17 protein-coding genes are annotated in these 20390 nt (G+C 66.8%); 2 read left to right on the forward strand and 15 right to left on the reverse strand.

From position 1 onward, the window contains the following. The 14 genes from VFL28_02645 to VFL28_02710 all read right to left on the reverse strand — a co-directional run. The coding region (locus tag VFL28_02645) for an NAD-dependent epimerase/dehydratase family protein (GenBank protein ID HET7263540.1) at positions 1 to 250 on the reverse strand (250 nt) is incomplete at its 3' end. Between the two features lie 7 nt (positions 251 to 257). After that, complete coding sequence (locus VFL28_02650) at positions 258 to 803, reverse strand: GNAT family protein (GenBank protein ID HET7263541.1); 546 nt, start codon at positions 801 to 803, stop codon at positions 258 to 260. Next, positions 804 to 1940: a DegT/DnrJ/EryC1/StrS aminotransferase family protein gene (locus tag VFL28_02655; GenBank protein HET7263542.1), complete on the reverse strand. Its 1137-nt coding sequence runs from the start codon at positions 1938 to 1940 to the stop codon at positions 804 to 806. It lies immediately after the preceding gene. Positions 1941 to 2010: 70 nt separating this feature from the next. Continuing rightward, positions 2011 to 3069, reverse strand: coding sequence for a GDP-mannose 4,6-dehydratase (gmd, locus tag VFL28_02660; GenBank protein ID HET7263543.1), 1059 nt, complete (start codon positions 3067 to 3069; stop codon positions 2011 to 2013). Positions 3070 to 3408: 339 nt separating this feature from the next. Further along, positions 3409 to 4665 (reverse strand): hypothetical protein, encoded by a 1257-nt coding sequence (locus VFL28_02665; GenBank protein ID HET7263544.1) that lies wholly within the window; start codon positions 4663 to 4665, stop codon positions 3409 to 3411. An 82-nt stretch (positions 4666 to 4747) separates the two neighbouring features. Continuing rightward, complete coding sequence (locus tag VFL28_02670) at positions 4748 to 5575, reverse strand: methyltransferase domain-containing protein (GenBank protein ID HET7263545.1); 828 nt, start codon at positions 5573 to 5575, stop codon at positions 4748 to 4750. Between the two features lie 27 nt (positions 5576 to 5602). After that, the gene (locus tag VFL28_02675; GenBank protein HET7263546.1) at positions 5603 to 6892 is read right to left on the reverse strand and encodes a UDP-glucose/GDP-mannose dehydrogenase family protein; all 1290 of its coding nucleotides are present in this window, start codon (positions 6890 to 6892) and stop codon (positions 5603 to 5605) included. A 25-nt stretch (positions 6893 to 6917) separates the two neighbouring features. Further along, complete coding sequence (locus tag VFL28_02680) at positions 6918 to 8021, reverse strand: Gfo/Idh/MocA family oxidoreductase (protein ID HET7263547.1); 1104 nt, start codon at positions 8019 to 8021, stop codon at positions 6918 to 6920. Positions 8022 to 8049: 28 nt separating this feature from the next. Further along, positions 8050 to 8922, reverse strand: coding sequence for an SDR family oxidoreductase (locus VFL28_02685; GenBank protein ID HET7263548.1), 873 nt, complete (start codon positions 8920 to 8922; stop codon positions 8050 to 8052). Then, positions 8906 to 10285, reverse strand: a complete 1380-nt coding sequence (locus tag VFL28_02690; GenBank protein ID HET7263549.1) for a nucleotide sugar dehydrogenase — start codon at positions 10283 to 10285, stop codon at positions 8906 to 8908. The genes VFL28_02685 and VFL28_02690 overlap by 17 nt, the downstream gene beginning before the upstream one ends. A 25-nt stretch (positions 10286 to 10310) precedes the next feature. Continuing rightward, a complete protein-coding gene (locus tag VFL28_02695; GenBank protein ID HET7263550.1) occupies positions 10311 to 11510 on the reverse strand; it encodes an NAD-dependent epimerase/dehydratase family protein in 1200 nt (399 codons plus the stop codon). A gap of 65 nt (positions 11511 to 11575) precedes the next feature. Beyond that, positions 11576 to 12862 carry an O-antigen ligase family protein gene (locus VFL28_02700; GenBank protein HET7263551.1) on the reverse strand — a complete coding sequence of 429 codons (1287 nt, stop codon included), beginning with the start codon at positions 12860 to 12862 and terminating at the stop codon, positions 11576 to 11578. A 15-nt stretch (positions 12863 to 12877) separates the two neighbouring features. After that, positions 12878 to 14413, reverse strand: a complete 1536-nt coding sequence (locus VFL28_02705; protein ID HET7263552.1) for an LptA/OstA family protein — start codon at positions 14411 to 14413, stop codon at positions 12878 to 12880. After that, positions 14407 to 15780, reverse strand: a complete 1374-nt coding sequence (locus VFL28_02710; protein ID HET7263553.1) for a phosphomannomutase/phosphoglucomutase — start codon at positions 15778 to 15780, stop codon at positions 14407 to 14409. Before VFL28_02710 ends, VFL28_02705 begins: the two co-directional genes overlap by 7 nt. A gap of 150 nt (positions 15781 to 15930) precedes the next feature. Between VFL28_02710 and VFL28_02715 the strand changes: the two genes are divergently transcribed. Then, the gene (locus VFL28_02715; GenBank protein HET7263554.1) at positions 15931 to 17505 is read left to right on the forward strand and encodes a glycosyltransferase family 39 protein; all 1575 of its coding nucleotides are present in this window, start codon (positions 15931 to 15933) and stop codon (positions 17503 to 17505) included. Continuing rightward, the gene (locus VFL28_02720) at positions 17502 to 18656 is read left to right on the forward strand and encodes a glycosyltransferase (GenBank protein ID HET7263555.1); all 1155 of its coding nucleotides are present in this window, start codon (positions 17502 to 17504) and stop codon (positions 18654 to 18656) included. The genes VFL28_02715 and VFL28_02720 overlap by 4 nt, the downstream gene beginning before the upstream one ends. A 7-nt stretch (positions 18657 to 18663) precedes the next feature. Here the strand turns inward: VFL28_02720 and VFL28_02725 are convergent, their stop codons facing one another. Beyond that, positions 18664 to 20376, reverse strand: a complete 1713-nt coding sequence (locus VFL28_02725; GenBank protein HET7263556.1) for a copper amine oxidase N-terminal domain-containing protein — start codon at positions 20374 to 20376, stop codon at positions 18664 to 18666. Between the last annotated feature and the right edge of the window lie 14 nt (positions 20377 to 20390).

The raw sequence follows: 20390 nt of genomic DNA on the forward strand, positions 1-20390 counted from the left end.
TGATCAGCGCGTTATTGTAAAAGATTTCCGCCGGGTGCGCGAGGCCAAACTTGATTCCGCCAACGTACGCGGCGGCGTGTAGAATCTCGTCGACATCGCGATGGCGTTCAAAAAGTCGCCGGAACTGCGCGTAGTCGCGGAGATCCGTCCCGAGCGATTTCGAGACGGCGACGAACGGCCTCCCCTCCGCGGTCAACCGGCGTGCCAGCCGTTTTCCTAGGAACCCCGTGGCGCCGAGAAGCAGGATCATCGCGATTCTAGGAGTTTGGCTGCCCCTCGCCGCGCTGCCGGTAACGGTCGCGTGTCATCGACATGATAATGTAGTCCCAGTAGCGGTCGTGGCGATAGAGGTATTCTTCGTACCGCCCGGTCTCCTCGAAGCCGAGCCGGCCGTAGAGCCGGCGGGCCCGTTCGTTGAACTCTGCCACCCGAAGATAGACCATGTGCATGTTGTAATGTTGGAAAAGAAATTCCAGTACCATTTCGTAGCTCGCGGCGCCGAGACCCTTTCCCCGATGAACCGGCAGAATGTCCAAGCCGACTTCGCAGTGGGCGTTGACGGTGTCGATGTGCTGCACGCGGAGCATTCCAATGACCTCGCCGGAAGGCACCGTTACGAGCGTGAAGAATCTGGCGGCACGGCTTTTGCCAAGCCCCTTCCACCACTCGACTTGCTCTTCCCGGGAGACGAACTCTATGGTCCCCAATTGAAGCAACGTGGTCATGTCGTTGTGAAGAAGGCGCAAGACCTCCAAGTCGCCTTCGTCGATGGGGCGAAAGCCCACGGGGTGACGTACGTACACCTAAAGCCTCAGCGCCACGCGCTCAGAGTGCGGAATCACCTTCCGAACGGCGGCGACGACATCCGCCGCATCCTGATCCGACATCCCGGCATACATCGGCAGGCGGACCAGTGACTCGAAGAACTTGACTGAGTCTTGAAACTCGTCATCGCGAAAATGGCAGACCTCTCGATAGTACGGGTTCAAATGGAGAGGGTGATAGTGGATGTTCGCGGTGACTCCCTCGGCCCGAAGCGCATCGATCACCCAATCTTTCACGCGCGGATTCACCAGTATGCAAAAGAGGTGCCAGTTCGTCTTCGCGTCCTGAGTCAAGGTGGGGAACCTAATGCCCTCGATGTCCCGAAGGTGTTCCCGATAGTATTCGGCGATCGCCCACCGGCGCGAATTCATGGAATCGAGTTTCTTGAGCTGGGAGCGACCGAGGGCCCCGAGTATGTTCGACTGCACATAGCTATTGCCGCGAGCGACGTACGCATAATATCCCTTCATCTGCGGGTTCGACAGAAACCGGTGTTTGTCGGTCCCCTTCTCGCGGGCGATCAGGATCCTGGCGGCAAGGTCATCGTGATCCGTTGCGATCGCTCCGCCTTCGCCGACGGCTAGGTTCTTGGTTCCATGAAAGCTGAAACAGCTGACGTCTGCCACAGAGCCGATGCGGCGGCCACGGTACTCCGCGCCGATCGACTGCGCGGCGTCGTGGACGACGTAGAGTCCATGTCTCCGCGCGAGATGATTGACCTCATCCATCTCAACCGGGTTTCCGGCATAGTCGACCGGGACGATCGCAACGGTGCGGGGCGTGATCTTGGCCTCGATCTTGCCGACGTTGACATTTCCGTTGTCGGCGCGGACGTCGACAAGCACCACCCTCAGCCCGTTGAGAATCGGGCCCAGCGCCGACGACGTAAATGTAAAGTCCGGGACCAGCACCTCGGAGTCTGCGGGAAAGCCTTTGATCATAAATGCCAGGTCCAGAGCCGCGGTGCAAGACGTCGTGAAGAACACATGCTTCACCCCGAGGTAGCCCGACAAGTCCCGCTCGAACGCGCGGCAGGCGGGCCCGTCCCCGCTGACAAACGTCGACGTGAGCGCGTCTGTGACCGCGGCCAAATCGTCGCGGTCAAAGAGCGGCACGGTCAACGGCAGTGCCGTCCTCCGGACCGGAGTTCCACCTTCGAGCGCCAAGGCACCAGGTATCGGCATATTAGGGTACGACCGCATGCGCGGCCCAGTACTGATGACCCGCAAACCTATTTTCGAGGATGCGTACGCCTTCTCCCACCGGAGTCAGACCGATTGCCTCCATGTCCGCATCAACCATGATCCGCACCAATTCCTTGAACGTGACCTTCGGCTGCCAACCCAGGCGGCGCCGGGCGGCCGTGGCATCCGCGACCAAGCAGTCCACATCCAGGGGTCGCTGGTAACGGGGGTCGCTCGCGACCCGCTCACGCCAGTCAAGCCCCGCATAGGCGAACGCCTCCTCGACAAACTCCCGAACCGAGTAAGCCTCACCCGTTCCTATGACGTAGTCGTCGGGCCGGTCCTGCTGCAGCATCATCCACATTGCCTCGACGTACTCGGGGGCGTAACCCCAATCGCGGCGCGAATCAAGGTTGCCTAGATACAATGTCTGCAGGCGCCCGGCCTTGATAGCGGCGACCGCTCTCGTGATCTTCCGGCTGACGAAGGTCTCGCCACGCCGCGGACTTTCGTGATTAAACAGGATGCCGTTGCACGCGAACATCCCGTACCCGAGACGGTAGGTGTTGACCATCCAGTACGCGTAGACTTTCGCCACCGCGTAGGGGCTTCGCGGTCTAAACGGTGTGTGCTCGCCTTGCGGAGCCGGAGCGTCACCAAACATCTCACTGCTGGATGCCTGATAAAATCGGGTCTTGACGCCGCTTCGGCGCAAGGCTTCAAGAACCCGCGTCGTCCCGAGTCCGGTAATATCGCCCGTATATTCCGGCATGTCAAAACTGACTTTGACGTGACTCTGCGCACCAAGATGATACACCTCATCCGGGCGCACATCGTAGATCAGGCTAACGAGTTGCTCCGAATTGGAGAGGTCGCCGTAGTATCCGGACAACCGCCGGTGGGCGTCGTGCGGGTCCTGATAGATGTGCTCGATTCGCCGGGTGTTGAACGTCGAGGCCCTCCGTATGAGGCCGTGAACTTCGTAGCCCTTCGACAGCAGCAACTCGGCCAAATAGGATCCGTCTTGTCCCGTGAGTCCCGTCACGATGGCGCGCTTCACTCGAGCGTCGGGCCCGCGCGACGGTATGCCGCATCCATGAAGGGCCATCCTCCACTCACTGCCAACGTGCTCACGTAGCGACTACTGCTCGGCTGACGGAGTTACGCCTATTACGAGATGCGAACTCCGGTCTCCTCCGCAACTTCAGACGGAACGCGTGCAGGCGTGTTGTTTGCGTCGAGCGCTCGTCCCTGGGTACTATCAGTACTACCCGCTGCTGACTCTTTGCATCCGATCCGATCGTCCAGAGTAAGTCGGGTTCGCAATCGATGTGAGCCAAAATCTATGTATTCTATGCGGTTCCTGCGCCCAAGACAGTACACACGCCGACGCTCGCGGCTAGGCACGGCCGTCCACGGCGGTGAGGTCGTCCTCAGTCCCAGTCGCGGACAACATGGCAAGAAACAGGCTAAACGCGATGACGCTTTCTGGTATGTCGACTGCGGTGTGCAGAATGTTGGTAACGGCAAGAATTGCCACGCCTGCCGCGCCGATCGCGTGGCGCGGCCACCTGTTCGCGGTCCACTCGGTGCGCAGTTGTCGCCAGCCCGACCGTAGGCCGGTCACGATCATCGCCAAGTACAGCAGCAGGCCTAGGAAGCCGGTCCTGATGAGCAGGAAACCGTAGCCGGTTGACACGTAGTGCCACGGCCCTGTTTCGCCGGCGGGCGGTGGAATGGGAAGGGTGGCACCGAGCCCTCCACCGGCCATCGGATCGCGGGTGACCAGGGCCAGGCCCGCCTGAGATTCGCGGACTCGATAAACGAACGATCCATCGGAGAACGCCACGGACCATCGCAAGCCCGTGTACCTCACCCATGCACGTACCGGCGCGTCGACCGCGGCGACGATGCCCAGCACCAGGACGACTGCCAACAGAGCAGCCGCGGCCACCTTCACTCGGACCTTCCAAGACTTGCCGGAAGGCACGACGATCGCGAAAACAACGCTCAGCACGGCCAGGACTTGAACAAACCGCTCGCCCGCCGCGAGAATGTACCACGCGACAACGACAAAGGCGATCAGCCATCCCGCCCGGGCGACCGCAGACCGCGCTGCTAAGATCCCCACTGTGGCAAGCATGAGCGCGATGACGGGAGTAGTCCATTGTAGATAGTTGACCGACTGCGGAACCACTTTCCAGCCGGGCACCACAAGCGTCAGGTCGTGATAACCGGGCAGCGGAACACCCCAACGCAGGTGGGCGAACACGAAGACCGCTGCGATAACCGTGCCGACAACGTACGCGCCCACAATCGCGCGATATTCGTCGGTCGCAAAGTTCTCCGCCATGAACGCGAGAGCCAGCGCGTAAAACGCAAGTCCACGTGCTTCCCGAACGGCGAAGAACCTGGCGTCAGACGCGTAGAGGCCGAGGAGCAGCGGGATGACCATGCCGCCGAGGAATGCGACCACCGACCACGACGCGAGGTCGCGCCGGCGAAGGCTCCGCACGATGCCGGGCAGGGCGAGACACACCGCGGCCGCCACCAGGACGTCGAGCAGATTGACCTTGGACGAACCCACCCTCACCACCGGGAAGAGATGCAGAGTGTACCAAGGGACCATCGCGCTAAGGAGCACCGTGAGCAGCAAGATCCCCCGCCGGAGCCGAGCGATTCCGCTTTTTGCAGGTGAGGCGACGCCGGTCGCCGCGGCGGCAGCGCTTTCGGACACGTTACGTCTCCGCGGTCACGCAGAGATGCCAGCCCCACCGGCGCTCCATCCAGCGGAACACGGCGGGCGGCATCGCGCGAAAATACCACGTCTTGATGTAGCGGTATTGAACGTAGTCGGACACCCGGTATGGAAAGATGTGGTCCACCCACGAATCGGTAACCCGGAACCCGAACCGCCCGAGCAAATCTCGTATCTCACCGGGCAGGTAGGTGTATGTCACGGGGCAACCGGTTTGGGCCTCGGAGTACCGCGCGATCAGTTCGGGAAACCTCCAGAAACGTCCCCGCCCGTATCCGAGTAAGACGCTGAGACTCTTCCACGACCGGCGATGATAGACCATCAACTTGAGAGTGCTGCCCGGCCCCGCGTACCGGCGCATCTCCGCGATCGCGCGTTCGGGATGCGGAGTATGGTGGACCACGCCGAACGAGTAGATGAGATCATAGTTCGCAATCGGAATCGACCGGCTCAGCTCCTCCGCATTCGCCACGTAAAAATCGATCTGCCGATCGAGACCACACACCTCCGCCCGCCGCCGGGCGAGGGCTACCGACTTTTCCGACAGGTCCACCGCCGTCACGCGGGCACCGTGCCGGGCGAAAGTGATCGTGGCGGTCCCGATGCCACAGCCGACGTCGAGAACACGCCTGCCGCGCCAGCGCGGAAATTCCGCGAGCCGCAGAATATGCGGTTCAACGAAGTATTTCCGCGCCTCGACCTCGTCGAAATACTCGCGGGTACCCACCGGCCGGGCGGAATGGCGGATGTTGCAGGGGCGCGCGTTCCAGTAGTCGGCCACCGTTCTAATCGGCACATGCTCGAACATCCAGGATCTCCGATCGGCCGAACCCGGCTATCGGCCCATGCCGGCGTAATGAAACCCCAGCGCGCGGGCGCGCTGCGGATCGAGGAGATTGCGCCCGTCGATCAGAACGGGCCGCCGCATCAGATCCTTGATCCGCGCAAGATCCAACGTACGAAAATCCTCCCAGTCCGTCAACAGAACGAGGGCGTCGCTTCCCCTGGCAGCGTCGTATGGAGTTGGGCAGTATTCGAGGTCGGGCATGAGGCGCCGCGCGTTGGCCTCGGCGACCGGGTCGCACGCACGAACCGTCGCGCCTTCCTGACGGAGACGCGCGATGATCGGCACCGCCGGGGCGTCCCGCATGTCATCGGTGTTGGCCTTGTAGGCCAGGCCCAACACCGCGATGGTGCGGTTGGACAGGACCCACAGGGCGCTCTTCAGGTGACGCAAGAGGGCGTCCCGCTGGCCCTCGTTGACGCGCGCCACCTCCTCCAGCAGGCGAAATTCGTAACCGATCTCGCGGGAGATCTGCACGAACGCGGATACGTCCTTCGGAAGGCACGAACCGCCGTATCCGACCCCGGCGTCCAGGAAGGCCCGGCCGATGCGCTGATCGTGGCCCATTCCGTCGGCGACGACGCGGACGTCCGCGCCCACCCGCTCGCAGACACCGGCGACGGCGTTGATGTAGGAGATCTTCAAGGCCAGGAACGCGTTGCTGGCGTGCTTGATGAGCTCCGCGGTGGCGACATCGGTCACGATGATCGGGCAGTCGAACGGCGCGTACAGTTCGCGCAGCAGACGCTCGCTCCGCTCGCTCGTCACGCCCAACACGATCCGGTCGGGATAAAGAAAATCCTTGATCGCCGACCCCTCCCGGGTGAACTCGGGGTTGCACGCGACGTCGAACGGCACCGCGCCGCGCGTCAGCAGGTGGATCTGATCGCGAACCCGCTGACCGGTGCGGACCGGAACCGTGCTCTTCTCGACGATCAGCCGGTACTCGCTGAGGGCGCCGGCGATTCCCTCGGCAACCGCGGCCACGGCCGCGAGATCGGCATCTCCCGTGTCAAGAGCGGGTGTCCCCACCGTGATGAAGATGATGTCGGAACCGCGGACGGCCTCCGCGATGTCGGTCGTAAAGCGCAGGCGCCCCGCGGCCTGCCCGCGGCTCAGCAACTCTTCCAACCCGGGCTCGTAGATCGGCGGGCGGCCCTCGCGGAGCATACGGATTCGTTCGGCATCGCGATCCACACCGATGACCGTGTGACCGTGATCGGCAAAGCAGACCGCGGTCACCAAGCCGACGTAGCCCGTACCGATGACGCTAAGCCTCATAACGCTCGCTCTGAAAGAGACGCCGTCATTCCTGCGCGCTACCTCCGCTCCCGTAGATCTTCTCGATCACCCCGAGCGCCCGGCAGGCATCGAGCGCCGTCGCCGCCGCGGGACCCGCGTCGTGCGGCGGGATCGCGTCGCCGCCGGTTCCGAACACGGTCGAGACAAACCCGGACCATTCCGCGGACCAGACATCGCCCGCGGGGAAGTCGGGCGCGGGGCCGACGTCGTGGGCCGGCATCTCGATCTCCTCGGTGGCCGGCGGACCGCCCTCCGGCCGCCGCCGGCCCACAGTCAGACGCTCCGGCCCGTAACTTCCCCCCAACCCGTCAGCGGACACGAAGCCGTCCCGTCCGAACACCTCGAACGAGAACAGGTTCTTCCACTGCGTCCAGCTCGCATGCAGGGACGCGACGCGTCCCTCTCGGGTTCGGAGTAGCAGAAATGCGTTGTCCTCCACCGGTTTCGAGAGCAGGGAGCCGGGCCCGGACGGCGGCTGCCAAAAGTACCTCTCGAGAAAACCCGCGATATCCTCGAACTCGCCGAGAAAACAGCGACCCAGGTCGATGAGGTGCACCCCTTGGTCGAGCAATTCGCCGCCTCCGGACAGGTCGGTGTTCATCCGCCACTCGCCGCCATATCCGGGGCGCCCCCCGTGGCCGTAGCGTCCCCGCACATAGCACGGCTCGCCGATCGCGCCCGCCCTCACGAGACTCCACGCGCGCCGCACCGCCCGATGATAGCGCAGCGTAAACCCGACGACCACCCGCGGCCCGCGGCCCCCGGACGCGGCGGCCCGTACGGTCTCCGCTTCGGCGACCGTTCGCGCCATGGGCTTCTCGCAGAACACGTGCTTGCCGGACTGCATCGCCGCGCGCGACAACGGCGCCAGATACTTGGGCGGCGTCGCGACGACGACGGCGTCCACGTCCCGCCGGGCCAGGAGCCGGTCCGCATCGGTCCCGGCCTCGGCGCCGACCTCCGCGGCCAGATCGGCGGCGCGCCCTGCATCCGCATCAACGATGTATACAACTCGGCACCGCGGATCCGCCCGCGCCGTCCGGGCCCGGATCCGCCCCATGCGGCCCGCCCCGATTATACCGATTCGGAGGGGGTCGATCGGAGTCACATCCGTCCCATGCCCACCGCGCCGGCCCCTATTCCGTTTTCGCCGCGTGCAGGAACGGCCGAATGGTCGCCGGGTCGAGCCGCCGCAGTGTGAACCACGGCAGCGTCATCACGTCCGCGATCTTCGCGGCATCCCAAGTTTGCCATCCGTCGTACGGCGCCGCGATCAGCTTCCCCGTTAGTCCGTTCGACGCGGGTGACGCCAGAAACACCGCAAGGGACGCGGGCAGATCGCGCGGCACACCGCCCTCCTGACGCTCCCGCAGGCGGCGGATGCGTTCGAAGAGCGGGCCCGCGCGATCTCCGGCGGCGAGAACGGCGTCCTGCAGGCGGGTGTCGACGGCGCCGGGCGCGATGGCGTTGACCTGAATGTTGAACGACCGCACTTCCTCGGCCAGCGTCTCGGTGAACCGGACCACGGCGGACTTGGACACCGCGTACGCCGAGAAATACGGCAGCGGGGCCGTGGCGCCGCCGCCCGAGAAATTGACGATCTTGCCCTCGCGCTGTCGAATCATGTGGGGCGCCGCGGCCCGGCTGAGGTACATCGTTCCGAATAGGTTCACTTCGATCGCCCGCACCCACTCCCGGGGGTCCGCTTCCCAGACGGGACCGATTGGACCGTAGACGCCCGCCGCGTTGACGAGAATGTCCACACGGCCATAGGTCTCGATTGCGGCTTGGACGATTCGATCCGCGGCCGCGGGGTCCGAAACGTCGGCGGGGACGGCCGATGCGGCCGCGCCGCTCGCCCTGACGGCATCCGCCGCCGCCACAACCTCGGAAGCCGTACGGGCGACGAGAATCGAGCGGGCGCCCTCGCGGGCGAACGCACCGGCCACCGCCTCGCCGATGCCCCTGCCCGCTCCCGTTACAATCGCGACCTTACCTTTCAGTGTCACGACCGGCCTCCCCCATCGCATCGATCTCGACATTCTCGTCTTGGTCGACACCGTCCCGCGCGAAGCGCGCGCCCCGGCCGACCCCGGCGTACGCAAATCCGAGGGCGCGCATGTCTTCCGGACTCAAGAGGTTGGGGACGTCGAGAATGAGCGGCCGGCGCATTCGCTGCTTGATGCGCGTGAAATCGAGACGGCGCCATCCGGTCCAGTCCGTCAGCAGGACGAGCGCATCGGCGGCTTCGGCCGCAGCGTACACATCCTCGGCAACGGAAAGGCCCGCGGGGATCCGGACCTCCGCCAGGTTCGCGTCAGGGTCGAAGACCCTGACGTCCGCCCCCTCCTCCACCAGACCCGCCGCGATTTCCAGTGCGACGGACCGGCGCAGCGTGCTGGTGCCCGACTTGTAGGTCAACCCGAGCAGCGCGACGCGCAGGCCCTCCAGCGAACCGTAGGCGCGGGTCAGCCGGTCGCGCACCATCCGGGCCCGTCCTCGATTCACCGCCATGACCGCGTCCATCAGGAGCGTCCGGCGACCGCGACGCTCGGCCAGCTGCTGCAGCGCGCGAATCTCGCGGCCGAGCGTCCCGCCGGCAAAACCCAGCCCGGGGGTCAAGAACGCGTTGGGTCCGATCCGTCGGTCAAGCCTCATGCCCCGCACGACATCGCGAATGTCGGCGCCGACCTCGTCGCAGAGATCGGCGATCTCGTTGACGAAACTGATTGACGCGGCCAGGTACGCGTTGCTGGCATGCTTCGTCATCTCCGCCGACCGTACGCCCATCACGACGATCGGCCGTCGCAACGGCGCGAACAGCGCGGCGATTCGCTCCGCGGTCGCGGAGTTGCGGGCCCCGATCACAAACCGGTCGGCCCGCCGGAAGGTGTCCACCGCGGTGCCCAGCCGCAGGAACTCCGGAACGTACGCCACCTCGCAAACACCGCCCGGCCGCTGCGATTCGACAAGGCCCTGAATCACGGCGCACGTGCCTACGGCGACTTGAGCCGTCACACAGAGAATCAGGTCGCCGGACATCGAGCGGGCCGCGCGGCGCGCCTCCTCAAACACCGAGCTCAGGTCAGGACGATCGTCCGCATCGACGGGAGTATCGACGGCGAGAAATGCAAATTCCGCGCCGGCCAGCGCGTCCGCGTAATTCGTCGTGTAGATCAGGCGGCCCGCGCGCAGGTTTCGCCGCATCATCGCGGGGAGCCTCGGTTCCCGAACCGGGGGCCGGCCCGCGTTTAGCTCGTCAACCGAACGGGCGTCGCCGCCGGCCCCGCGGACGTGGTGCCCCATGTCGGCGAAGCACGCAGAGAGCACCGAGGCCTGATGCCACAGCCCGAGTACGGCGATGTTAGCCATGCGGCGTCAGCGGCGCCCGCCCCGTTCAATCCCGGATCCGTTGCACCACGCCGCGCTCCCGCATGACACGCTCGGCCTCAATCAGCTGCTCCCCTCCCACCGCTTCATCACGCAACCACGCCACGTATTCGGCGACGTTCTGTTCGACCGGAATCTCGGGCTCCCATCCAAGGGCGCGCAGCTTGGAAATGTCCGACACGGTGTGACGTGTGTCGCCGAGGCGAAACTCCCCGGGAACGACGGGCTCGAGATCACTCCCGAACGCTTTCAGCATCATCCGCGCGAACTGGAGCACGGTGACCGGCCGGCCGCCGCCGACATTGAAGACCTCGAAATCTGCCTCGTCGCGCTCCAAGGCGATCACGTTGGCGCGGGCCACATCCCTGACGTTCACGTAATCCCGCAACTGCCGGCCGTCCTCGTACACCGTGGGCGGCATGCCGTGCAGGATCCGCAGCGCGAAACGCCGGGCGATGCCCGAATACGCGTTGTGAAGCGAATTGCGCGGCCCCTGAACGTAGGTATAGCGCATACACGCCGTGGGTATGCCGTAGCGGCGCCCCAGGCGGTCCGCCAAGAGCTCGATCGTGTACTTCGAAATACCGTACGCCGTATGCGGAGCCACGGTCGCCTCGTCGATGAGCACCGGCCGCATCTCGCGTCCGCAGACAGGACACTTGATTTCCCAGTCCCCGCGCCGCAGCTGTTCCACCGCGCGGGGAGCCGGACTCTCCACGCTATGATGGTCCGCGCTTGCCCCACCGTCCTGGGGGACGCCGGGCACGGCGAGCGGCGGGTCGCCCGTGCGCCACCCGCCGCAGAGGTAGCGTCCCTCCCCGCACACGGCCTGAGAAGACGCCAGCACCATTTTCCGGACCGGAAACCGGCGCGGTTCGGAGACAATCAGCTCGAAGAGCAGCGCCGTGCTCTCCGCGTTCACGTGTAGGAAGGTGCTGAAGTCGGTCATGTAGTCCTGATAGGCCGCGAGGTGGAAGACGCTGTCCACACCTTCCAACGACCGCGCCATGTCGGCCGGGTTGCTAACGTCGCCTTGAATGAACTCTGCTCCGGCAGGCACCCAACGCGGTTTGCCGGACGGGTGGACGCGTGGCTGAAGGCTGTCCAGTATGCGCACCCGGTATCCACGCCGCAACAGCAGATCCACGGTATGCGAGCCGATGAACCCGGCCCCGCCGGTGACGAGGACCAACCGCGGGTCAGCCATGGATTACCGGCCGACCCCGCATCCAATGTCCGTGTACGGGAACCTCCCGCATCGTCGCGCCCCGATCACGAGACGGTTTCAGGACCGCGCACATCGGTCCTGCCCGTGCCTGAGCCGGCGGCCGCAGGCGGCCGTCCCGGCACGGCGACGAGCGCGAGCAGGAGCCACAGCGCCGCGCTCGTGCTTATCGAAAACAGCGTGTTGTCGGCGAACTGATCGACGAGCAAACCCAGCCACAACGCGGCGAGGACCGACCGGCCAAAATCCGTCGCGTCATCCGCCGGTCGGCGCCGCCGCCACGTCAAGACGGCGGCAACCGCCACCCAGAGGGTGCCGGCGAGTCCGAGGATGCCCGTCTCAACCGCCAGGTTGAGCCATAAGTTGAAGGCGAAGGGCTCCGGACTCATCGCGACGCTCCGGTACCGGTCGTACGCCGTCTGAAATGTCCCGAATCCCGTGCCGAGCAGCGGACGTTCTTCGATCATCCTTACCGATGTACGCCAGATCTGCACGCGGTTGCCGTTCACGTCGGTCACGGTGGTTTGCAGCCGGTTGGCCAGCTGCGGCGTCGCGGCCACGACCACCGCCACCAGCAGCACACCCAGCACTGCTATGGCGGCCAGCGCTCGCGGACGTGTGCGCAACTCGCGGTAGAGCAAGTATCCGATGCCGATGATCCATCCGCCCAGTGACGCGCGCGAGCCGGTGGCGACGAGGCCCACGAGGACGAGCAGACCCCCGGCCGTCCATCCGCCGCGCTCCCAGCCGCGGGTACGAAGCGCGACGCCGAGCGCCAGGATACTGCCGAGGAGCAGCGTCGTCCCCAGCCCGTTCGGTCCCACGCCACGCGGAATCGCTGCTCGGGCATGCGCCAACTGGTCAGAAGAGGCAACGTGTACGTAGTTCGCGGCACTGTACGCGAGCCCGACGGCCGCGGCCACCACCGCCCCAGCAGCCCAGCTCCGCAGAAGGATCCGCCTGGATGCGGGGTCAGCTTGGAGAAGCCAAGCAAACATCCCATAGTAGACTGCGCCCGAAATGATCAACATCAGCGTCACTCCGAGCGCCAGCCGGTGATACGGTGACGCCGCGGCGGAGGCGAGGAGCACGGCGCCGAACACCGCCAGCGGGAGATCGAGGGACGTCCGGGCCCACGGGAACCCGCGCCGCATCGCCATGCGCCACAGGGCGCCCACGAACAGCAACCCAAAGCCGACGGTCGAATATCCGAGCGAATAGCCGAAAAGGGTGACGACGGCGGCGAAGCGCGTGTACCGAACCCATCCTCGACGCGCCTCCGATGACCGTCCCTCCGTGGTGACCACCCTGAGGGAGGCGGACGTCTCCATCATCCGGGCCTCATCGGACTACTGCGGTCCGCCGAACCGGAAGGTGGTCGCGATACCCGGCAACGAGTTGAGGCCCAACGTGACCAGCCAGCGGTTCGACGACGGGGAGTTGGGGAACGTCTGGTAGACGACGCCGAGCGCCACGCAGTCGCACGTCGCGTTCACGACATAATCGATTTCACTGAATTGCTGCATCGTGACGTTGTACGATACGTTCGAACCGAACAGGAGCGTCGGGCTGACCGCGAACACGACGCTTAGGCCCATCGTCGTCTGCTGGCCGAGAAAATCGTAGCTCGCGCTGATCGTGCCGCTTTGCAGAAAGTTCGCCGGATAGTAGCTGTAGCTCAACGAGATGACGCTGTCGGAACCGACGGCGTCGAACGCGAACGGCGTCGTGCCGGTGACCGTGGCATAGTTATACGACAGCGACGTCGAACTCGTCGAGTTGATGATCTGCGTCAGGGCCGCGGACGCCGCGGTGATGTTGCGGACGTTGCCGGTACTGTAGGAGTCGTACCGGTAGTAGCCGCCGGCCGACACGGTGAGCGACTTGTTGAGGGAGATGGAATCGGTCGTCAGCGTGAGGAGGCCGTCGGTCCGAAAAGCGCTCACCGACGTCTGACTCTCGCCGAAGTTCCCGGCCTGCACACCGAAGCTATACGCGAGCGGGAACCCGGTCAAATGGTGCGTCCAGATGTCGGCCTCGACGGTGTCCTGATCGATATTGAACTCGCTGCCGCTTTGATCGAACGTGATGGTACGCCCGAAGTGAAAGAGGAGCAGGTAGTCGGAAAACCGGCGGTCGAAGATCGCCTCCCCGGAAATCCCCGAGCGCGTTCCGTACAGGACCCGAATCTGGCTCTCCCAGCTTCCGAGCGGGATGTACTGACTGTACTCCGCCCACAGCCCGTTGAAGTTGTCGTACCCGAGGGTCGGGCCGCTCGAGACGTTTCGACCTTTCTTGAGCGACGCGGTGTAGGACGGCACGTAGAACACGGGGACGCCGTACACGTACAGCACCGCGTCGTACGCCGTGAGGTAGTCGTCGGGCACGATGACCACCCGCTTGGCCCTCACCTGAAACGCCGGGTGCGCGGGGTCGCAGGGGGTCGCGGACGCGGCGAGGGCCGCGGCCCGGCCGCTCGCCGTCGTGATCGTCTGGCCCGTCACGGTCCACGGCGCGTACTTCGCGACCGCTTTGCTCATCTCGCCCGCGCGGGTCCGGTAGTTGTACTTGAGATATTCTCCCGACGCCGTGCGGTTGGGCTGTGTCAGCACGACGTGCCCCGTCGCCTGGACGTCGCCCGACTTCAAGTTCCCGGTGAGGTGGTCGGCGGTAATCCTGGTGTCGCCCCGGGTGGCCACAACGTGGCCGTCCGCGACGACGTTGCCGGTCTGCGTATCGTACTCGATGTGGTCCGCCGTGAGCGCGACGGGGCCCTTGTCCGGCGTCGTCACGGTTTGCGCCGACGCGGGCCACGCGAGAGACATGATGACCACGATCGCCGCCGCGATGGCCGCGACCGCGCGCGTCCCCCGAGACCTCACCACGAGACGGGCGCCGCCTCGGGATACCTGCGAAGGGCTTCGGTGATCACGCCCTTCGCGCGGTCGAGCGCCGCGGGCGTCGTCCCCTCGGCGCGGACGACCAGGACCGGCTGTGTGTTGCTCGCACGGACGAGCGCCCAGCCGTCCGGAAATACGATGCGCGCGCCATCGACATCGACGACCTGGTACCTCGACCGGAATTCCGCGGTGAGCGATGCGACCACGTCGAACTTGCGCTCATCCGGGCACGCCACGCGGATCTCCGGCGTCGCGTAATAGTGCGGGATCTCGGCCGCGAGCGCCGACAGCGGCCGGTCCGTGCGCGAGAGGATCCGCAGGAGGCGCCCGGCCGCGTACACCGCGTCGTCGAACCCAAAGTACTCGTCCGCGAAGAACATATGTCCGGACAGCTCCCCCGCGAAAACGGCCCCGGCCTCCCGCATGCGGGCCTTGATCAGCGAGTGGCCGGTCCGCGTAAACTCGGGCCGGCCGCCGAGACGGCGGACCTCGTCGATCAGCGCCTGGGAGCATTTCACCTCGACCAGGGCGAGGGCGCCGGGATGGGCGGCCAGCACCTCGCGCCAGTAGAGGGCCATCAAGAGATCGCCCCACAGAATCGATCCGCGATCGTCGACGACGCCGATCCGGTCGCCGTCGCCGTCCAGACCGATCCCCACGTCGGCGCGCTGTTCCCGGACGACGCGGATGAGATCGGTGAGATTCTCGGGCGCGACGGGATCGGGGTGGTGGTGCGGAAACGTCGGGTCGGGGTCGCAGTACAGCGGGATCAGGTCGCAGCCCCACGCCCGCAAGACGTCCGGCGCGAAGGCCCCCGCGGTGCCGTTCCCGCAGTCGAGGACAACCCGCAGGCGCCGGTCGAGCCGGATCCGCTCCATCAACGTGTGCCGGTACGCGGGATAGACGTCCCGCATCTCCACCGCGCCGACGCGGCCGGCCGCCCCACCCGCCGACTCGGCCAGCCCCCGCACTTCCTGGATCTGGTCGCCGTACAGCGTACCGGGCCCGAGGCCGAGCTTGAACCCGTTGAACTCCGGCGGGTTGTGGCTGGCCGTGACCATCATCCCGCCCCGCAACTCGAAGTGGTGGATCGCAAAGTACAGCATCGGCGTCAACGCCAGCCCGACGCCCACCACGTCGCATCCGGACGCGGCGAGGCCGCGGATCGCGGCCGCGTATAGCTCCGGGGAACTCGCGCGGTTGTCGTGGCCGGCCGCGGCCTGCCGGACGCCCTCTCGCTCGAGAAACACGCCGAACGCGCGCGCGACTCTCTCCGCCACCTCCGCGTCGAGGTCGCGGCCGACCACGCCGCGGATGTCGTACTCGCGAAAGATCTGCGCGGGTAGGCTCATAGGGAGAAGGTTTGTCCTCGCCTGCATCCGCCCCTACCGCCTCCGCGCGAAAAATCGGGCCGCGCCCGCCGGTCGAGAGGCGGGCCCGGCGGGCGCATCGTATAATGCCGCCATGCGTGACCGCGGCGCCTCGAGGGCGACCGTCTCCGGATGACCGGCGCACGGGATCGCCCCGCGCCCTGGGACGGCGCGCACTTTTCCGCCGGCGTCTACCGGATCGGCCTCGTCGCGGTCACACTGCTCGGCGCGGCGCTGCGGGTGGCGCACATCGCGCGGCCCTTCAACCGCCTGATGGCGTGGAACGAGGGACACTACGCCATGACGGCGCTCAACTTCGATCGCTACGGACTCTGGTCCCAGCACAACGAGCTCGGCGTGGACCGGACGTTTTCACCGGGCGGGCCGTGGCTCATCTGGGCCTCGATGAAGGTGTTCGGCCCGTCGGAGGCGGCGGCGCGGCTGCCTATCGTCCTCGCCGGGATCGCGGCCGTTCCCTTGATCGCCGCGCTCGCGCGGCGCCTCGCGCGAAGCGAGCAGATCGCGCTCGTGGCCGCCGCGTTCGTCGCCGTCGCGCCCGGCCTGATCTACTTCTCGCAGAACGTGCAGCTCGACACGCTCAGCATCTGCTTCGCGCTCGCCGCCGCGGTACTGATGCTGCGATACCGCGACGCTCGCCGTGGGCGCGACGCGCTGTGGGCCGGGGTGTGGCTCGCCGCCGCGGTCTGGGTCAAATTCACGACGCTGCTGCTGTACCCGGCGTTTCTCGTGATGTGGTGGCCCGCCCGCCCGGCGGCCCGTGCCCCCGCGGGGGCGCGGGCCGCCGGCTTCGCCTTGATCACGGCGCTGCCGAGCCTGCTCTGGATCGCGGTCGGCTGGCTGTCGTTCCAGGCGTCTTCCGGGTTCACGAAGCGCTTCTTCTTCCGGGACTGGGATTTGCGCGGAATCGCCAAGGCCACGTCGGAGATCCCGCTCGCCGTGGAAGCGCATCTGTTCATCGCCGTGTTTCTTCTCATGCTCGCGGGCTTCGGGACCGCGGGGCGGTGGCGCGGCGGATTTCGCACCATTTGGGTGTGGTGCCTGCCGTGGGTGCTCCTGTATCTCTTGGCGCCGTGGGACAGCCTCGTGAACCGCTACTACGATCTGCCCGCCACGTATCTGTTGACGGTCGTCGCGGCGACCGGTCTTTGGACGTGGACCGCGAGACGGGCTCCAACGCCGTCGCCGCGGGCGCTCGCGGCGGCGCTCGTGGTGGTCGCGGGTCTGACCGTCGCCTACGACGTCTGGGATCCGATGACGGACCGCATCGCGCGGGCCTCGATGGCGCACGTGCCGCCGATCGATCCGTCGCCGTTCTACTCGGCGAAGATCGTCGCGGCGCTTCCGCCTGGGTCCACGATCGTAGATACGCCGCAGACGATGTTCTACGCCGGCGGCGACCCCGCGTGGATCGACATCACCGGCGGCGACGTCCGCTGGAAGATCGATCCGGAGACGTACGACTACGTCGTCCTCAACGATTACGGCCACGGCCAGGAGCCGTACTACGCGATCGACGACGCGCTCCGCCGGCAGTTCGCGCGCCACCACTATGTGCAAATTGCGCCCGGGGCATGGGCGCAGGTCCGGACGCGCATCGCGGACCTCGGCGGCTACGGCGACCCGGCCGCGCCCCCGTGGGCCCCGGCCCGGGCGTGGCTGCGTCCCGGCATGACGGTCTGGCGGTGAGCCGCCCGCTGCGCGTCGTGGTGAACGCGGTGGCCGCGCGGATGGGCGGCGCGGCCACGCATCTGCCCAATTTCCTCGAGACCGCCGGACGGCGGTACCCCGACGACGCGTTCATCGCCTGCGTCAACTCGGAATGGCGGCTGCCCGGACTGCCCCCGAACGTCCGGCTCGTCGACGCCGGGACGCTGCGCAACCGCGCCGCTCACGCCGCGTGGGACCAGTGGGGCGTCGCCCGGGTCGCGGTCCGGGAGTCCGCGGACGCGCTACTGTCACTCCTCAATTTTGGTCCGATTCGATCGCCGGTGCCGCAGGTCGTGCTGGAGCGCAACCCCGTGTACTTTTGTCCGTTTCACCTCGAGACGGTTCGTGGCGCGCGGGCGCTCAACGTGGCCGCGACGCGGGCGCTCGCGCACGCCGTGATGCGGGGAGCCCACCGGATCGTCACACCGTCGGCGGCGATGCGGGACATGATTCGCGCGTGTTATCCGGGCCTGCCGCCGGCGAAGTTCAGGGTGATCCCGCACGGGTTCGCGGAGGCGGCCTTCCGCGGCGAGGCCGCGCTGCCGGACGCGGCGGCGGCCGAAATCGCCCGGTCCGAGGGCGCGCGCCTCTTGTACGTGTCACACGCCGCCTCGTACAAGGGGATCGAGATCCTCCTGGAGGCCGGCCGCGTGCTCCGCGACGAACTCGCGTTCCCCGCGACGACGTGGCTGACGGTGGCCCGGGAGGACTGGCCGGAGGGCTTTCCGCGCTACCTCGCGTTTATCCGTGCGCACCGGCTCGAGACCAATGTACGGCTGCTCGGACGCGTGCCGCACGGAGCCGTGCATCGGGTGTACGAGGCGGCCGAGTTGTTCGTGTACCCGAGCCTGTGCGAGTCGTTTGGCTTTCCGCTCGTCGAGGCCATGGCCACCGGACTGCCGATCGTCGCGGCGGACCTACCGCTCAACCATGAGATGTGCGGCGACGCCGCGGTCTACTATCCGGCCCGCGACCCCGCGGCGCTCGCGCGCGAGATCGCGCGTCTCGCGCACGACAAAGCCCTGGCCGCCCGGCTCGCGCTCGCGGGCCGCCGCCGCGCGCGGCAGTTCTCCTGGGACGATCACGTGGACGCCGTCATATCGGTGGTGCGTGAAGTCGCGGGCGTCTAGGGACCCGCTACTGGTCTCGAAGGTCCGCGAGGAACGCCTCGTTGGTGCCCTGGATAATCCAGAACGTGCCGGAACGGCCCGCCGCGACGGCGCCGAAGTCGGTGCGGAGGCCGTTGCGCGCGATGTAGGCGTTCTGCGCGACGGTGAAGATCTGTCCGTTCGCCAGCCGTACCGTGCGGGCACGGAAGTTTGCGTCCACGATCCGGCCGCTGACCGTCCGCACCGTGATCGGCTCGCTCAGGTCCACGAGAAAGGCCTGCGTGGTCCCCGTCGTCACCCAAAACCGCCCGTAGCGGCCGGCGGCCACCGCGCCAAAGTCCGTGGGCCCGCCGTCGCGGGCGATGAAGGCGTCCCCCGCCACCGCGAGCGTCTGTCCGTTCGCCAGGCGCACGGTGCGGGCCCGGAAGTTCGCGTCGACGATCTCGCCTTCGGTGAACCCGACGGCGGGAAAGGCGCCGGGACCGGCCGCGGCGTCCAGAAGATCGATGGCCACGACCTGACGCGTCCCGTCGACGACCCACAGCCGGCCGATCCGACCGGACGCGACCGCGCCGAAATCAGTGGCGCCGCCGTTGCGCGTCACGTGCAGGTTCGCCGGCGCGGTGAAGATCTCGCCGTCGGCCAGTTTGACCGTCCGTGCCGTGAAGTTCGCGTCCACGATCGCGCCCTGCACGGTCCGGATCTCCATGCGCTGCGTGATCTCGACCGCCACGGCTTGGTCGCCGTCCAGCACCCAGAAGCGGCCGAGGCGGCCGGCCGCGACCGCGCCGAAGCCGGCCCGGCCGCCGTTGTGCAGGATGTAGGCGTCGTTCAGAACCGTGACGGTTCGGCCGTTGTCCAGCCGGGCCGTGCGTGCCTGCAAATTGGCGTCAACGATCCGGCCCGCCACAGTCTGCACGGCGAAAGGTCGTGCCGGCGCAGGCGCCGGAGGCGGCGGCGGAGGCGCCGGCGCGGGGAGGCGGTAGAAGGCCGTGACCCGCGTGGCCGCGTACTGCGCATCCGTCGTGACGTTCACCGCGTCTCCCGGCTGCAGCGCCTGAACGCCGACAGGCCCGCCCGCGCGGGTATCGGCGTTGTAGCGCGCGACAATCGTCGACGGCGTCACGGCCAGCTTGTATTGCTGGCCTCCCGCGGCGACGACGATGTAGGGGCTTGTGCCCGTGACGACCGCTACGAGCTGGCCGTTGATCGGGGGCAACGGCTGGGGGGCGGGCGGCGCAGACACCGGCGGCGGCGCGGGGGGCACGTAAACCGGCGGCGGGGGCGGCGGACTGGGCTGCGGCGCGGGGGCCACCGCCGCGGCCGAGCTGATCAGAACAGTGCGGCTCGCGTCCACCCACCGCACGTCTGCGCCGAGGGCTTCACTGACGAACCGTAGCGGCACCATGGTCCGTCCGGCGATCGTGAACGCCGGCACGTCGAGCAACGCGGGTTGACCGTTGACCACCGCCTGGCGCGAGCCGACCGTCAACTCGACCGCCTGGCTTCCCCGCAGCGCGACGATGTGCTGGGTCGGGGCATCGTAGTCGACCGTCGCGCCCAGGCGCTCAAAGACGCCCCGAAGGGGCACGAGCACCCGTCCGTCAATCACGGTGGCCGGCACGTCAAAGTTGACGGGTTGGCCGTCCACGTAGACTTGGACGCCCGCCTGCGCAAGGCCGGCGTGCGGGGCCAGCGACAGCGCCAGTATCGCAACGAGACCAAGAATGAGATTTCGCATCGGGTTCTGCGCCC

The organism is bacterium, assembly GCA_035691305.1.
Classification (GTDB): Bacteria; Sysuimicrobiota; Sysuimicrobiia; order Sysuimicrobiales; family Segetimicrobiaceae; genus DASSJF01.